The following is a 16,165-nucleotide window of genomic DNA, read 5'->3' as shown; positions in this document are numbered from 1 at the left end:
GGATTTAGTTGACCACTACAATTGTCGCCGCCAGTTCCGCTGTTAGTGAGACCGACGCCTTACGCGCCGTGGTTGGCCTGCAAACTCGCATGATTGGCGGTGTGAACCTTGAACAATTGCTTTCCGAGCTGGGGGACTTCAAGTCGCTGAATGCCCTGGCCCTGCTTGCCGAGCAACTCGGGCGCACTGGCACCGCTGGAGAGGCTCGGACAAAAGCGATTGAAATTGCGACCGATGGCGCACAAAAAGAGATCGAGCAGCTTTGCGGCTGCCTCCGTCACTTAGGCGATGCCGAGCAATCATATCGAGTTACTTGGGAGCGAATGCTTGGGCAGCTTGGCAAGGGGGCCGAGGAATGAGCGCCCAAACCAAAGGACTCTTGAAGCGAGTGGAGGCGGTCGAGTTGGCCGTCTCTCGCCAATACGGTGGCGACTCAATTGAAGAGTTATCCAGATACCTGCGAGCGGCTGACGACTTGCCTAGAAATGGTGATTTCATTGTCGCAACCGATGACGATATTGCCACACTTGCCGAGGCAAAGGGTATCGACCCTGAACGGTTGAGGTTCTACGTTGAGTTGCGAAACAAGATCATTCGCGATGATGATTGCTAACGGCCCCAATGGGGCTTTTTTGTTGGTAGGGGCTGAATGCTGATAGATGATCGTGGCGACATAGAACGCGATGAGGAAATGCTGGTTCGCTCCCTGATTGCCGCAGAGAAGGGCATGGGGCCACGCAGATGGCTTTCTAAGTTTGGCGGCATGGCTGGATACAACGGAACGAGGCGCCTCTCTGTTCGCATTGAGTCGTCAGAGGTGAAGGTATTGGTTCCAGAATATCGAGCCGTGTTTGAGATGATGAAGGCAAGGCTATCTAGTTGACTCGATGAAAAGCCTTACCGATTGCCACCTGTTGGGCCCCCTGTTGGGCCAAACAGTCAGAAAGCATAAAGGGTTAGCTTTAGCAAGGAGCTAACCCTTTGTTTTATCCGGTGCCGGTAAGAGGAGTCGAACCCCTGACCTTCGCATTACGAATGCGCTGCTCTACCAACTGAGCTATACCGGCGTGTGGCCAGATTCCCGAAAATGCAGGTTCAAGTCAATGAGCCTGTCTCACTTTTATGAGTTGGCTCATTGTGTTACGGCCAAACGATCAGAGATCTGCAAACTCCGGGATATGGGCTCGGCCGCGGCTCTCGAGAAAATCGAGCAGGGCGCGGGGAGAGCGCGCCAGGATCCTGTCCTCGGGGAAGTGTGCCTCGGTCACCAGTCGGTGGCAGTGTTCGAAATTCCCAAGGCTGAACGCAACGTGGGAGTCGGAGCCGAAGGTGAGATAGGCACCGAGGTCGCGCGCCGCTTCAACGATGGCGCCGCAGTTGTTCTCGCTACCCGGACGGGAATGGCTGAACGAGGAGTTGTTGAGTTCGAGCGCCACTCTGTATTGCGCGGCGGCCTTGACCACGGCCTGGATGTCGATGGGGAAGGCGGGATTGCCCGGGTGGCTTATCATGTCGACCCGGCCGCTCCTGATGGCGTTGATCATGGCTTGGGTATGGGTTGCCTGATCGCAGGGGGGAAATACAGGTTCGTGGAAGCCTGCCATTATCATGTCTAGCCGTGACTCGTAACGTACGGGGAAGTCGATCTCGCCATCAATGTTCTTGATGTTGGCTTCTATGCCGCGCAGTATGCCGACCCCGTCGACCACCCGTGGCAACACATGCAGATTGACGAAGTGCCAGAAGTGAGGGGCATCGGCCATGTCGGGACCGTGATCAGTGGTGGCAAACAGCTTGATCCCCCTCGCGCGAGCGATGGGCAGATAGTCGTGAATGGTGCTGTAAGCGTGGGTGCTGGCGACGGTATGGGTGTGGGTATCGACCGTATACTTCATCTTCTCTCCCCTTCTGGCGTGAGGCGCCAGCATAACAAAGGTGGCGGGTCGAGACCATGTTGTGGCTTGTCATACTTTGTCACAAATTGCGGGGGCGCTGACAAAGTTTGAACACGCTTGGCCGCCATGATGGGCAAATCGATGAAAGCCTGAACTCGCATCGATGGGTTGGATCAGGATGGTGCAACCTCTTTTCCCCGCCGTCGCTCCCAGCGACGGTTTTTTTGCCCCTGTATCGGCACCAATACCAACAGGGCAAAAAAATGCCCAACTAGCATGGAGCAGGTTGGGCGAGACTTAATGTTTAATTGCAGTGGCATAGATATAGAGTGCTGTTTGTCAGCTAAGTTCCCGCCTTGTTCCCCCTTTTTAGCAAAAACATTTCACTAACACATGTTCACATTCTCTTGACACAAATGGTTGTGAAACGTACTTTTTAAACATTCGTTTTAAGTGAGGTGTCCTGTGAGTAAAATCGATACCAAAAACCGTATTCTCGATGCCGCCGAGGTGTTGTTTGCCGAGCGGGGATTCGCCGATACCTCTTTGCGTCTGATCACCAGTGAAGCCAATGTCAACCTCGCCTCGGTCAACTATCACTTCGGCTCCAAAAAGGAGCTGATCCAGGCTGTGCTTGATCGTTATCTGAGCCTGTTTATGCCGGATCTGGATTCACGACTGCATACCCTGATGGAGCAGGAGCAGTTGACCCTGCTGCAGGTATTTGAAAGCTTTGTCGATCCCTTGATGAAGCTGGTTGCAGTGCGAGCCAATGGCCCTGCCATCTTCATGCAGCTGCTGGGACGTGGCTATATCGACAGTCAGGGTCACCTGCGCCGCTTCATCACGGCTCACTATGGCCCCATCTTGTTGCGGATCACCCAGGCGATTTCCAAGGCCAATCCGGCTCTGTCACCGGCAGACCTCTTCTGGCGGCTGCATTTCACTCTGGGCACAGTGGTGTTCACCATGGCCTCCGCCGATGCCTTGCGCGACATCGCCCTGGCCGATTTTGGCCAGCAGCTCGATGTGGAAGGGCTGGTGCGCAATGTAATTCCTTATCTGGCGTCTGGTGTCGGGGCGCCCGTGGAGTCGACCAGGCTCTCCCTGGCCGTGTAACAACCAACAATAAATCAACGGAAACAGTGAAATAGAAGGAACTTCGGTATGATCACATTGCTTATCCTGCTGGTGCTGGCGATAGCCGTCGTGCTCGGCGTGCCCTCCATCCGTAAAAAGGTGGTAACCCGTCCCGTGTTCGGCATCTTCAAGAAGATATTGCCGCCCTTGTCGGCCACCGAGCGGGAGGCCATGGAGGCCGGCTCCGTCTGGTGGGATGGCGAGTTGTTTCGCGGCAACCCCGACTGGAAAAAACTGCACGGTTACGGCAAGGCCGAACTGAGCGCCGAAGAGCAGGCCTTTATCGACAATCAGGTCGAGACCCTGCTCGCCATGGTTGACGACTTCAAGATCGTCAACGAAACCAAAGACCTGCCTGAGCCGGTGTGGGACTACCTGAAGAAGGAAGGCTTCTTCTCCCTGATCATCCCGAAATCCTACGGTGGCCGCGAGTTCTCGGCCATTGCCAACTCCACCATAGTCACCCGCATCGCCACCAAGAGCCTGAGCGTGGCGGTCACCGTCATGGTGCCAAACTCCCTCGGCCCGGGCGAGCTGCTGATGCACTACGGCACCCAGGCCCAGAAAGATTTCTGGCTGCCGGGGCTGGCCAATGGCAAAGAGGTGCCCTGCTTCGCCCTGACCGGGCCGGAAGCGGGCTCCGATGCGGGCGCCATTCCTGACAAGGGGATCGTCTGCAAAGGCATGCACAAGGGTGGAGAGGTGCTGGGTATTCGCCTCAACTGGAACAAGCGTTACATCACGCTGGCCCCGCGCGCTACCGTGCTGGGTCTGGCGTTCAAGCTGTTTGACCCGGAAAAACTGCTGGGTGACAAGGAAGAGCTCGGCATCACCTGCGCGCTCATCCCGACCAGTCACCCTGGGGTGCGGGTTGGCGATCGCCACTACCCCATGGGGCTGGCGTTCCTCAACGGCCCGACCTTCGGCAAGGATGTGTTCATTCCGCTCGACTGGATCATCGGTGGCCCGGATTACGCCGGTCGCGGCTGGCGCATGCTGGTGGAGTGTCTCTCCGCCGGTCGCGGCATCTCGCTGCCTGCTCTTGGTACTGCTTGCGGTCACATGGCGAGCCGCACAGTGGGGGCTTACTCCTACGTGCGCAAGCAGTTCGGCATGTCCATCGGCAAGTTTGAAGGGGTGCAGGAAGCGCTGGCCCGCATCGGTGGTCTTACCTATCAGCTGGAAGGGGCCCGTCGCATGACCGCCGGTTCGCTGGATCTCGGTCAGGCTCCGGCCATCGTCACTGCCATTTCCAAGTACCACATGACCGAAATGGCGCGCCAGATCATGGATGACTCCATGGACATCCACGCCGGTCGTGCCATCCAGCTGGGCCCGAAGAACTACACCGGCTACGCCTACATGGGTATTCCTGTGGCCATCACGGTGGAGGGGGCCAACATACTGACCCGCAACCTGATGATCTTCGGGCAAGGGGCTACTCGCTGCCACCCTTATGTGTTTGGCGAGATGGAAGCGGCGGCCGATCCTGATTTTGAGCGTGGCCTCGAGAAGTTCGACGGCCTGCTTCTCAAACATATCGCGTTTGGTGCCGGCAACTTCTTCGGCGCCCTGTTCCAGGGGCTGACCCTGGGTCAGTTCAATGGCTCCCCGGTAGGGGGCGAGACCGCCCGTTACTACAAGCAGCTCGCTCGCATGAGTAAAGGGCTGGCCCTGTGCGCCGATGTTTCCATGCTGATGCTGGGTGGCGACCTCAAGCGCAAGGAGATGATCTCCGCCCGTCTGGGTGACGTGCTGAGCCACCTCTATCTGGCTTCTGCCACCCTCAAGCATTACGAAGATCAGGGCCGCATGGTCTCCGATCTGCCGTTCGTGCAGTATGCGGTGGAGCGCAACCTCTACCTGATTGGCAAGGCGTTCGATGGTTTCTTCCAGAACTTCCCGAACAAGGTGGTAGGTGTCGTGCTCAAGCGGGTCGTCTTCCCGTTCGGCGTCGGCTACCAGATGCCGGCCGATGATCGCTGCCATGCCATCTGTCTGGCCATGATGAAGCCGGGTGAATTCCGCGATCGTCTGACGGCACTGTGCTACGTGGGCAAGGATGACGCGGATCCCGTCGGTCTGATGGAGCGTGCCTTCCTGGCCATGGTGGCGGTGCAGCCCTACGAGAAGAAGCTGGTGCAGGCCCAGAAAGAGGGCAAGTTGCCCCGCAAGATGGCGTTGCCCGAGCTGGTTGATGCCGCCTTGTCCCAGTCCATCCTGAGCAAGGATGAGGCCGACAAGCTGCTGGCTGCCGATGCCTTGCGTTACGAAGCCATCCAGGTGGACAACTTTGCTCCTGGCGAGCTGGAAGGTCTGTCTCAGCCGAACCCTGTGGTGCACGCCGCCTGATCAGCGTCGCGGGCACTGAACCTGACGAGAAACCGGCCAATCTGGCCGGTTTTTTTGTTTGTTAACCATGGATTTACAACCTGGATTAATTCCAGTTTAATGCAATGGTCCCCACCCTTGGGGCAGGAAGCAAGGCCAGCGGAATGGCCGATAACAACAACTCAGGAAGAGTGAATGAACCTCGCCAAAACGGCGATCGAACGCCCCATCTGGGTGGTGGTGTCGATCGTGCTGATTTTTCTGCTGGGCCTGCTCAGCATTCGGGGGCTGCCCATCCAGCTGTTCCCCGACATCGACCGCCCGCACCTCAATATCTCGGTGGATTGGCGCTCGGCCTCCCCTCAGGAGATGGAGTCGGAAATCACCGACCCCATCGAGCAGGAGATGCAAGGCGTGCAGGGGCTCAAGAGTCTCACCAGCAACAGCTTTCCCGGCTTTACCGAAATTGATCTGGAGTTCGCCCTCGGTACCGACATGCAGCGGGCCCAGCTCGATGTCATCTCCCGCCTGAACCGGGTGTCCGGGTTGCCGGACAACATAGGTGGCCCCTACGTCAACAACTACAGCAGCAACGATACCCTTACCTTCTTCTTCATCCAGCAACTGCCCGGTGTCAAGGGGCAGATTGACGATCATCAGGCGCTGATCGAGGCGCGGGTCAAGCCTGAGCTGGAGCGGATCCCCGGGGTATCGACCGTGGAGGTGGAGGGGATCAACGAGCGCCAGATCCAGATACGTTTCGACCCCTATCGCGCCGCCGAGCTGGGGGTGGAGATCCCCGTGCTCGCCAGCCGGGCCAGTACCGGCTGGGATGTGTCGGCGGGTACCCTCGACATAGGCCGTTGGGAATACAAGCTGCGCTTCGCCGGGCGTTATGACGTCGATACCCTGGGGGACAAGGTGGTGGACTGGCGCGATGGTCTGCCCATCTATCTGCGTGATGTGGCAGAGATCAGGCTGTCCCGGGAAGAGAACCCGGTACTGCGCATCCAGAATGGCAATACCGCCATAGCGGCGCAGATCTTCAAGGAGAGTGGTGCCAATGCCTTGGCGGCGCTGGAGGCGATCAAGGTCAAAGTGAGCGATCTCAACCGCGACGTGCTGGAGCCGGTCGGGCTGCACATGGAGCAGTCGTTCGATGCCTCTCTCTACATCAACCGGGCGGTGGGCATGGTGACGGCCAACCTGGGGCTCGGCGTGCTGCTCTCCTGCGCCATCCTCTGGCTGTTTCTGCGCCAGCTCAAGGCGACCCTGATGATAGCACTCGCCATTCCCATCAGCATCATGCTCACTTTCTGTCTGCTCAAGGTACTGGGCAGGACCCTCAACGTCATCTCGCTGGCGGGCATCGCCTTTGCGGTTGGCATGGTGCTGGATGCCGCCATAGTGGTGCTGGAAAGTATCTACCGACGCCATGAGCGGGGTGATTTGAGCAAGGCCGAGGCGGCGCTGGAGGGTACCCGACAGGTGTGGACGGCGCTGGTGGCTTCCACCCTGACCACTGTGGCCATCTTTTTGCCGGTACTGCTGCTCAACGACGTGGAGGGTCAACTGTTTGCCGATCTGGCGCTGACCATCGCCTGCGCCGTGACCGTCTCCATGCTGGTGGCGGTCACAGTACTGCCTGCGGTAGCGGCGCGCTGGATGGGGCGCGAGCGACTGGTCGATCCCTATGACTCACTGTGGCAGCGCACAACCCGCCATGTGATCCGCTGGACTGGCACGGCGCCTCGCCGCTGGAGCATCATCATCTTGATGATGAGTCTGCCAGCCCTGGCGACCTGGGCCCTGCTGCCCAAGATGGATTATCTGCCGGATGTAAAACGCGATGCGGTGGATGTCTGGATGAGCTTCACCCCTGGTTTTAATCTCAAGGCCCAGCCGGAAGAAGTGATCGACACCCTGATCGCCCGGCTCGCTCCCTACATGAAGGGGGAGAAGGAGCCGGTCCTCAAGAACTACTACATAATGCGCTACCCGGGCGGTGCCCAGATTGGGGTGAGGCCCAAGGATGAGAACCGCATCAAGGAGCTGGAAAACCTGCTGATGAAGCAACTGCTGGTGGGCATTCCCGATACCCAGACGTTCGGTGGCCAGGGCTCCTTGTTCGGTGGCTTTGACAGCGAGAACGGTATTTCTCTCTTGCTGCAGGGGGGCAATTTGCCCGAGCTCTATCAGGCAGCCCGGGAGAGCATGGCCATCGTGAAGCGGGATTTGCCGGGAGCCCAGGTCCGGCCCGAGCCGGATCTCGATTTCACCGCCCCCGAGCTGCGGCTGGTGCCCCAAGACCGGCGTCTCGCCGAGGTGGGTTGGGATCGCACCCCCATGCCCGCCATCATCCAGACCTTCGGCGACGGCCTGCGGGTCGGAGAGTATTTTGATGGGGAGGAGCGGCTCGACATCATGTTGATGGGGCAGACATCCGCCAACCCCGATGAGCTCAAGGCGGTGCCGCTGGCGACGCCGTCCGGCCGGATCGTCCCCCTTGGTGAGTTGCTGCGGGTGGAACACGACATGGGGCCGGCCAGCATACTGCGGGTCGATGGACGGCGCAGCATCAGCCTGCAGATCACCCCGCCTGAGGGGATGAGCATGGAGCAGGTGCTCGACACCCTTCAAGGCAAGAGCTTCGCCGCTATCCGCCCTCTGCTGCCCGTTGGTGGGGAGTTGCGGATCGCTGGCAACGCCGACAGTCTGCAACAGGCGCTGGACAATCTGGGTGCCATTTTCCTGTTCGCCGTGGTCATACTGCTGATCCTGCTGATCCTGCTGATCCTGCTGATCCTGCTGTGGGGCGTGTTTGCCTCTCTCAAGGATGCCGTTCTGGTGTTGCTGACTTTGCCGCTCGCCTCTGTCGGCGGTGTGCTGGCGCTGCACCTGAGCGGCCTGCTGGTGCCGCTGCCGATGGATCTCTTGACCATCATCGGCTTCGTCATTCTGCTGGGATTGGTTGTCAACAACGCCATCTTGCTGGTGCACCAGACCCGCTCGGCCGAGCGGGACGGCATGAGTCGCCAATGTGCGGTAGCCGATGCGCTGCGAAGCCGGATGCGGCCCATCGCCATGACCAGCCTCACCAGCATCTTTGGCATGTTGCCGCTGATGCTGAGCCCGAGCGAGGGCAGCGAAATCTACCGGGGACTGGCCACCGTCATCGTCGGCGGCATGAGTTGCAGCACCCTGTTTACCCTGATCCTGTTACCCGCCTTTCTGCGGCTGGGGGAGCAGACTGAACAGCCACCGCTCGCCCTGCGGCAGCGGGCCTGAGCAAGGAGCTCATCGATGAAACGAATTTTCACAAGGATGGTACTGGGTGCGGCCCTGCTGGCGGGGGGCGTACTTCCAGCTCTGGCACAAGGCAAGATGGTGACCCTTGCCGACGTGACCCAAGGGGATGCGGCGGCCAGCATCTGGGTCAGTGGCACTGTGGCAAGCCGTCAGCAGGCGGCGTTGAGTGCCGAGGTGAGCGGACGGGTGGAGTGGATTGCCGAGTTCGGCAGCCGGGTCAAGGCGGGGGACGAGCTGCTGCGTCTCGACAGCGCTGCGTTGCAGCTATCGCTGGAACAGGCGAGGGCCGAGCAGGCCAAGTGGGCCAGCAATGTGCGTTATGCCAAGGCCGAGTTTGTGCGTCTCGAGCGACTGCACCAACAGAAGAGCGCCTCAGCCAGCCAGTATGACAAGGCCGGTTACGAGGTGGAACAGGCAGAGCTTGCCGAGCGGCTGGCGAGGGTGCAGGTACGCCAGATTGAGGAGCAGTTGCGTCGCAGCCATATCTTCGCCCCGTTCGATGGGGTGGTGAACAACCACTTTATCCAGCCGGGGGAGCATGTGGATGCCGGCGAGCAGGCGCTGGAGCTGGTCAACCCGGATCAGCCGGATATCCGCCTGCAGGCCCCCATTGTCTGGGCTCAGCGCCTGGAGCCCCGGACCCGATTGCGGGTTGAGGGGGATCAGCTCAGCGGCCATGGCATTTATTACCAGCGGGCGGCGAGTGCCGATCCCAAATCCCGCCTCATCGAGCTGCGCCTCAAGCCAGAATCGGCCAGCTTCATCATAGGGTCGCCGGTGCGGGTGGCGTTGCCGCTGGGTGAGCAGCACACCATGCTGCTGCCACGGGATGCCCTTGTGCTCAATACCGAGGGGAGCGTTGTCTATCAGGTGGAGCAGAGCGGCAAGGGGCTCAAGGTCAACCGGGTGCCGGTGACAGTGCTGTTTGGTGACAGTCAGCAGGTGGCGGTGAGCGGGGCGCTCAAGCAGGGGGACAGGGTGGTGGTGCGCGGTGCAGGCAGCCTGCGCCATGGTGACAAGGTCGAACTGTTTCGCGGTTGAGGTCCAGATCAGTCCATTAAAAACGGCTCCCGCGGGAGCCGTTTTTGTTGATGGGGGAAGTTACTCGACCATCATCACCTTGCAGGTGTTGGTACTGCCCACGGTTTCCATCTTGTCGCCGTGGGTCAGCAACACCATGTCGCCGCTCTGGACCAGCCCCTTGGCTTTAAGCACGTCCAACGCGTCGCGGCACACTTCGTAGACCGGCTTGGTCTCGTCGCCGTCGAACAGCACCGGGGTGACGCCACGGTAGAGATTGGTCCAGGCCAGTGTCTTGTTGTGGGGAGACATGGCGAAGATAGGCAGACCGGAGCTGATACGGGACATCAGCAGCGGTGTAGTGCCGGATTCGGTCAGCGCCACGATTGCCTTGACCCCTTCCAGGTGGTTGGCGGCATACATGGTGGACATGGCGACGGCCTCTTCCACCGAGGTGAAGGTGTAGCTCATGCGGTGGTTGGAGACGTTCAGGCTTGGGTGCTTCTCGGCGCCCACACAGACGCTGGCCATGGACATGACAGTCTCGATGGGGAACTGGCCGGCGGCGGTCTCGGCGGAGAGCATCACAGCGTCTGTGCCATCCAGCACGGCGTTGGCCACGTCCATCACTTCGGCACGGGTCGGCAACGGGGCGTTGATCATGGACTCCATCATCTGGGTCGCCGTGATGACGACGCGGTTCAGACGGCGGGAGTGACGGATCAGCTTCTTCTGCACGCCAACCAGCTCCGGATCGCCGATCTCGACGCCCAGATCGCCACGGGCCACCATGACGGCATCGGAGCCGAGGATGATGTCTTCCATCGCCTCGTCGGTGGCGACGGTTTCGGCGCGCTCGACCTTGGCGACAATCTTGGCGTTGGAGCCGGCTTCGCGGGCCAGTTCACGGGCATAGCGCAGGTCATCGCCACAACGGGGGAAGGAGACGGCCAGGTAATCCACGTTCATCAGGGCGGCAGTCTTGATGTCTTCCTTGTCTTTCTCGGTCAGGGCCGGGGCGGAGAGACCGCCGCCTTTCTTGTTGATGCCCTTGTTGTTGGAGAGCGGGCCCGCCACTGTCACTGTGGTGTGGATGCGGGTGCCTTCGACCAGCTCGACTCTCAATTGCACGCGGCCATCGTCCAGCAGCAGTATGTCACCGGCGATCACGTCGTCGGGCAGGCTCTTGTAGTCGATGCCGACCTGTTCCTGGCAGCCTTCACCCTTGCCGAGCGTCGCATCGAGAATGAACTTGTCACCGATGGCCAGGTAGACCTTGCCATCCTTGAAGGTGGAAACGCGGATCTTGGGGCCTTGCAGGTCACCCATGATGGCGACGTGGCGGCCGAGCCTGGCGGCAATGTCACGCACCTGATTGGCGCGCAAGATATGGTCTTCAGCGGTGCCGTGGGAGAAGTTCATCCGCACCATGTCGGCGCCGGCACGAATGATCGCCTCTAGGATCCCTTCGCGATCGGTCGCCGGACCGAGTGTGGTTACAATCTTTGTACGTCTTGGCATGAAAGACTCCAGTTTGAAGTTGATATGACTTGAGATACTGCCCCGGCAAGCGCATGACCCATAGCACCCGCTTGCAAGCCATCTGGGTGGCTTCTGTTACTAAATTACAATACTACACCAAGGTGGGTAGCATAGACAGCCGGGGGCCGGGGCCCCCGTTGCCTCAGGAGGAGTGGGGAGTATCAAAGCGGGATTCGCGCAAACCTTCTTTGACTTTCTTCAGGTTTTCGCGAAATTTCATGCCACGGCGCAGGGTAAAACCGGTCGCCAGCACATCCACCAGCGCCAGCTGGGCGATGCGTGACGCCATCGGCATGTAGACATCGGTATCTTCCGGCACATCCATGGAGAGCACCAGATTGCACTCACGGGCCAGCGGCGAGTCTTTGGCGGTGATGCCGATCACTGTGCCATCGTTCTCGCGGGCCAGCGCGGCTATCTCTACCAGCGCCTTGGTGCGGCCGGTATGGGAAATCAGCACCACCACGTCCCCTTCGCTGCTGTTGATGCAGCTCATGCGCATCATGACGATGTCATCGAAGCCCACTACCGGAATATTGAAGCGGAAGAACTTGTTCTGGGCGTCGCGCGCCACGGCGGAGGAGGCGCCCAGGCCAAAGAAGCTGATCTTGTTGGCCTGGGTCAGGATATCGACGCAGCGATTGATGGCGGAGATATCCAGGCTGTTCTTGGCGGCATCCAGACAGGCCATGGTGGATTCGAAGATCTTGGCGGTATAGGTCTCGGGACCGTCTTCCGCTTCCACGTGGCGATTCACGTAAGGCGTGCCATTGGCCAGACTCTGGGCCAGATGCAGTTTGAAATCGGGAAAGCCTTTGGTATCGAGACGGCGGCAGAAACGGTTGACGGTCGGCTCGCTGACGTCAGCCATCTTGGCGAGGGTGGCGATACTGGAGTGGATGGCCGTCTGTGGCGAGGCCAGAATGACCTCGGCCACTTTACGCTCTGATTTACTGAAACTTTCCAAATTGTTAGTAATTTTATCAAGGGTATTCATCATCACCACCAGGCATTTTTGTAATTTAGCTTCAGTGTCTTTGCACTAAATTCACGGCTAAGCATGTTTCCAATCAACTGGATGACTATACAAGACAAGCTCTTATTGAAACTAATCTCGGCCCTGCAAAGTATGACTCATGTCTAATTATTTCGTCTTTTTGGTTACAAACTTCCATCCACTCCATGAAAACGCTTACAAATGTTGCAAAGCAACAACACTGTGAGCGGGCGCACAGTTGCATTGATCAAACACGCCGCCGGGGGAGGGGCTCGGGTAGAATTGCTGCCAAATAATAATTGCGGGACGGTAAGCGCCGCCCCGACCCAAGTAACGAAGGAGTTATGTTATGCAGCATACCCATGCGCTGGTCGGTGACGTCGGTGGCACCAATGCACGGCTGGCCCTGTGCGAGCTGGCGACCGGCACCATTTCCCGGGCCAAGACCTATTCCGGGCTGGCCCATCCCAGCCTCGAAGCCGTGGTGCGCCTCTATCTGGACGAACACGCTGCGCAGGTGAGCCAGGCTTGCATCGCCATCGCCTGCCCCATCAACGGTGACTGGGTCGCCATGACCAACCACAGCTGGGAGTTTTCCATCGGCGAGATGCAGGCCAATCTGGGCCTGACCCGCTTGCAGGTGATCAATGACTTTACCGCCGTCTCAATGGCGGTGCCCGTGCTGGCAGAAGCCGATCGCATCCAGCTGGGGGGCGGGGCCCCTGTGGCGGACAAACCCATCGCCATTTATGGGGCGGGGACCGGCCTTGGTGTCGCCCATCTGGTGCAGGCGGGTGAGCAATGGCTGAGCCTGCCGGGCGAAGGCGGTCACGTGGATTTTTCCGCCAACAGCGAAGAAGAGGATGCAGTGCTGCAGGTCATGCGCGCCGAGCTTGGTCATGTCTCGGCCGAGCGGCTGCTCTCCGGCCCTGGTCTGGTGAACATCTATCGCGGTCTGGTGAAGTCCGATGGGCGCGAGCCAGAGGCATTGGCCCCCAAAGACATCACTGAGCGGGCGCTGGCGGGGGATTGCCTGGATTGTCGCCGCACCTTGAGCCTGTTCTGTGTGCTGATGGGTCGCTTTGCCGGCAACCTGGCGCTCAACATGGGCACCTTCGGCGGCGTCTATATCGCAGGCGGCATCGTACCGCGTTTTCAGGAGTTCTTTATTGGCTCGGGCTTTCGGGTGGCGTTTGAAGACAAGGGGCGTTTCAAATCCTATCTGAAGGATATCCCCGTCTTCCTCATTACTCACGAGGGGCCGGGTCTGCTCGGTGCCGGTGCCTATCTGCGCCAGTCGCTCGGTATCAAGTTGTAAGCAGAAACAGGGAGGGAATGCCAACTGCGTCATGGTTCAGCCTTGATTCAGTGACCATGGCATAAAGTGACTGCACGTACTCAAGAGGCCAGGGCTCCACAGGGAGTTGGAACTTGTCTTCATCCGCTGGGTACGTTTGTCACCTGACAAGCCTGAACTGTTTCACCGGCCCTTGAGGCCGGTTTTTTTTATCTTCTGATCTTCATCCTGCTTTTGTGTGTCGCTTCCTTGCTGATATGTGATCGATGTGACGAGGGTTGCGGGTGTCTATCTGGGCATCAAGAGGAAGAAGGCAACAGCAAGCACGCCTGCGAAGGGGCAGGCGTGCTGAATGGGCTGGCGTGTTGGCGTGAGGCGGCATGAGCCGAGTGGCTTAAGGCAGGTCCAGGGTAAAGCGGGCGCCCCCCAGCGGGGACTCATCCACCATGATCTGGCCGCCGTAGCTGTGTACTATCTCGGTGACCACAGCTAGGCCTATACCCTGGCCGGGTGAGCTGTCTGCTCTCACCCCGCGCTGGAAGATCTGTTGCGATCTGTCCGGGTCTATGCCGGGGCCATCGTCCTCAATCTCTATGCGCAGCCGATCCAGGCGGCGACTCACAGTGACCTGGATTTCGCTGATGGCGAACTTGAAGGCGTTATCCAGCAGGTTGCCCATCAGCTCCATCAGATCCCCCTGTTCACCGGCAAAGAAGACGTCGTCATCGAACTTGAAGCGGGTTTGCAATTTCTTGTGGCGATAGACCTTGGCGAGGCTGGCCAGCAGCTTTTCGATGAGCGGCACCGGCTCTGTGCCCTTGCTGGCGAGGCGCTGGCGGCCGGTGACGGCGCGGCGCAGCTGGTACTGGATGATCTGATCCATTGTCAGGATCTGCTCATTGATGTTGTCGTGGATGTCGTGCCCCAGCTTGACCTCCTGCGCCGTTATCTGGATCAGGGCCAACCGGGTTTTCAGGCTGTGGGCCAGATCGTTCAAGGCGTGCTGATAGCGCTGGCTTTGCTGGCGTTCGTTCTCCAGCAGCTGGTTGACCGACTCGGTCAGTGGCGTCAGCTCCCGCTCGTAGTCATTGGAGAGGGCCTCCCGCTTGCCCGCCCTGATCTCGTCTATCTGGCGCGCCATGGTGCGCAAGGAGGTGAGGCTCCAGAAGCTGGTGAGCAGCAAGAGGGCACCGAGCAGTGAGTAAGCCAGCAGTGCCTGACGAATGCATTGGTAGAGGTAGTTGCGGGTCTGGGCCAGATAGCGCTTGGCCGAATCGACCATCACCACATAGTAGGTGGTGGGGCCATCACCGTGATTGCGCAGAAAACGCAGGCTGTAGATAAAGTAGCTCTCGCCGTTCTTGATGGTGTGGCGCTTGAAGAAGTAATCCTGATCCAGTCCACCCAGGTAATTCATCAGATCCTGACAGATGGTGTCCCTGGCCTGGACCACCTCTGGCATGTGCAGGCTGGACCAGCTCAGCTGGCCATCCGCCCGGCAGATCAGGGTATCCAGATTGGGGTCGATGGCATCCGGCGTTATCTTGCCAAGATCGGTTGTGGAGTGGGGTTCCGGCAACTTGCAAGAGAACAGCTTGGAGAGGTTCTCCTGCATGCGGGTGCTGGCCTTCTGGGCCTGCTCTTCTGTGTGACCCAGATAGAGGATATAGACGGAGAAGGCCATGATGAGCGCTATGACCAGCATGGCGCTCAGCATCAGCTTGATATGGAGCGAGCGCTGAAGCAGCTGCATGGGGCGTGACAACAAGCGAAGACCCATCAGTTGCACGAGAGGTTGAAGATGTAACCCTGGCGCCGGATGGTGGAGATGGGCTGTATGTTCCCCTCCGGGTCCAGCTTCTTGCGCAGTCGGCTCACCATCACCTCTATGGTGTTGGGATCACCCTCGCCATCGCCATAGAGCTGGTCCAGCAGTTGCTGCTTGGAGACCACCTGGCGGGCGTTGCGCATCAGGTACTCGAGGATCAGGTATTCAAAGCTGGTGAGTACCACAGGCTCGCCGCCAATGGTCAGTTCCTTGCGGGAGAGATCCAGCTCATAGTCACCCGCCTTGACCCTGGGGGAGATGAAACCGGCGCTGCGGCGCACCAGCGCATTGAGGCGAGCCAGCAACTCATCCTTCTGGAAGGGCTTGACCAGATAGTCGTCCGCACCGGCCTCCAGTCCTTCCACCTTGTCCTGCCAGTTGCCACGGGCGGTCAACACTATGATGGGAAAGGGGATCTGCCGCTCGCGCAGCTGCCTGATGAGTTGCAGGCCGTCCATGTCAGGCAGCCCCAAGTCTATGATGGCTACGTCTATGGGGTAATCGGTGGCGTAATGCAGGGCCACCTGGGCGTTGTCCGTGCTGTGGACCTGATTCTGGGCCTCGGTCAGCAGGGTAGCAAGGTGGTGATTGAGCAGCTTGTCGTCTTCGACCAACAATATTTTCATTAGGTGCGCGATCATGGGGATCCAGGCTGTCAATTAGAGGGTTTATGCCAGGGCGAGTCAATCCGGATCCTAGCAGGCGCGCCTGTATTGGGACTGAATCGGGGTGTTTTTTATTAACTCAATTATTATTAATGGGGGCACCTTTGGGTGCATCTGTGAGACCAGGTGTCACCTTGAGGG

At 59.2% G+C, this 16,165-nt stretch carries 13 protein-coding genes and 1 tRNA gene; 8 read left to right on the top strand and 6 right to left on the bottom strand.

All coding sequences use genetic code 11. The features are described from left to right. The first annotated feature begins 101 nt into the window (after positions 1–101). The 3 genes from AXW79_RS16810 to AXW79_RS16800 are packed head-to-tail and all read left to right on the top strand — an operon-like array spanning position 102 to position 883. Positions 102–359, top strand: a complete 258-nt coding sequence (locus AXW79_RS16810; protein ID WP_017413122.1) for a hypothetical protein — start codon at positions 102–104, stop codon at positions 357–359. Next, complete coding sequence (locus tag AXW79_RS16805) at positions 356–613, top strand: hypothetical protein (protein ID WP_005319385.1); 258 nt, start codon at positions 356–358, stop codon at positions 611–613. The genes AXW79_RS16810 and AXW79_RS16805 overlap by 4 nt, the downstream gene beginning before the upstream one ends. A 36-nt stretch (positions 614–649) precedes the next feature. Beyond that, positions 650–883: a hypothetical protein gene (locus AXW79_RS16800; RefSeq protein ID WP_005319383.1), complete on the top strand. Its 234-nt coding sequence runs from the start codon at positions 650–652 to the stop codon at positions 881–883. 111 nt (positions 884–994) lie between these two features. Here AXW79_RS16800 and AXW79_RS16795 read toward each other — a convergent pair. Both AXW79_RS16795 and AXW79_RS16790 read right to left on the bottom strand, forming a co-directional pair. Then, a tRNA-Thr gene (locus AXW79_RS16795) sits at positions 995–1,067 on the bottom strand. 87 nt (positions 1,068–1,154) lie between these two features. After that, positions 1,155–1,895, bottom strand: coding sequence for a phosphatase (locus AXW79_RS16790; protein WP_005319380.1), 741 nt, complete (start codon positions 1,893–1,895; stop codon positions 1,155–1,157). A 465-nt stretch (positions 1,896–2,360) separates the two neighbouring features. On the opposite strand from AXW79_RS16790, the gene AXW79_RS16785 reads away from it, so the two are divergent. The 4 genes from AXW79_RS16785 to AXW79_RS16770 all read left to right on the top strand — a co-directional run bounded on the left by AXW79_RS16785 (position 2,361) and on the right by AXW79_RS16770 (position 9,716). Beyond that, positions 2,361–3,014, top strand: coding sequence for a TetR/AcrR family transcriptional regulator (locus AXW79_RS16785; RefSeq protein WP_005319378.1), 654 nt, complete (start codon positions 2,361–2,363; stop codon positions 3,012–3,014). A 48-nt stretch (positions 3,015–3,062) separates the two neighbouring features. Continuing rightward, positions 3,063–5,387 (top strand): acyl-CoA dehydrogenase, encoded by a 2,325-nt coding sequence (locus tag AXW79_RS16780; RefSeq protein ID WP_005319376.1) that lies wholly within the window; start codon positions 3,063–3,065, stop codon positions 5,385–5,387. A 174-nt stretch (positions 5,388–5,561) separates the two neighbouring features. Beyond that, a complete protein-coding gene (locus AXW79_RS16775) occupies positions 5,562–8,654 on the top strand; it encodes an efflux RND transporter permease subunit (protein ID WP_043151348.1) in 3,093 nt (1,030 codons plus the stop codon). A gap of 15 nt (positions 8,655–8,669) precedes the next feature. Continuing rightward, a complete protein-coding gene (locus AXW79_RS16770) occupies positions 8,670–9,716 on the top strand; it encodes an efflux RND transporter periplasmic adaptor subunit (RefSeq protein WP_005319373.1) in 1,047 nt (348 codons plus the stop codon). A gap of 60 nt (positions 9,717–9,776) precedes the next feature. On the opposite strand, the gene pyk is transcribed toward AXW79_RS16770, so the two are convergent. Continuing rightward, the gene (gene pyk, locus AXW79_RS16765) at positions 9,777–11,216 is read right to left on the bottom strand and encodes a pyruvate kinase (protein WP_005319370.1); all 1,440 of its coding nucleotides are present in this window, start codon (positions 11,214–11,216) and stop codon (positions 9,777–9,779) included. A gap of 163 nt (positions 11,217–11,379) precedes the next feature. Next, complete coding sequence (locus tag AXW79_RS16760; protein WP_167836386.1) at positions 11,380–12,234, bottom strand: MurR/RpiR family transcriptional regulator; 855 nt, start codon at positions 12,232–12,234, stop codon at positions 11,380–11,382. A gap of 349 nt (positions 12,235–12,583) precedes the next feature. On the opposite strand from AXW79_RS16760, the gene glk reads away from it, so the two are divergent. Next, complete coding sequence (glk, locus tag AXW79_RS16755) at positions 12,584–13,552, top strand: glucokinase (RefSeq protein ID WP_005319365.1); 969 nt, start codon at positions 12,584–12,586, stop codon at positions 13,550–13,552. Between the two features lie 373 nt (positions 13,553–13,925). Here glk and AXW79_RS16750 read toward each other — a convergent pair whose 3' ends face one another. Both AXW79_RS16750 and AXW79_RS16745 read right to left on the bottom strand, forming a co-directional pair. Further along, positions 13,926–15,311: an ATP-binding protein gene (locus AXW79_RS16750; RefSeq protein ID WP_043144606.1), complete on the bottom strand. Its 1,386-nt coding sequence runs from the start codon at positions 15,309–15,311 to the stop codon at positions 13,926–13,928. Continuing rightward, the gene (locus AXW79_RS16745; protein ID WP_005319361.1) at positions 15,311–15,985 is read right to left on the bottom strand and encodes a response regulator; all 675 of its coding nucleotides are present in this window, start codon (positions 15,983–15,985) and stop codon (positions 15,311–15,313) included. The genes AXW79_RS16750 and AXW79_RS16745 overlap by 1 nt, the downstream gene beginning before the upstream one ends. Between the last annotated feature and the right edge of the window lie 180 nt (positions 15,986–16,165).

The organism is Aeromonas salmonicida subsp. salmonicida (assembly GCF_001643305.1).
Taxonomy (GTDB): domain Bacteria; phylum Pseudomonadota; class Gammaproteobacteria; order Enterobacterales; family Aeromonadaceae; genus Aeromonas; species Aeromonas salmonicida.
The sequence above is the reverse complement of the archived record's forward strand: the minus strand, read 5'-3'. Positions and strand labels throughout refer to the sequence as shown.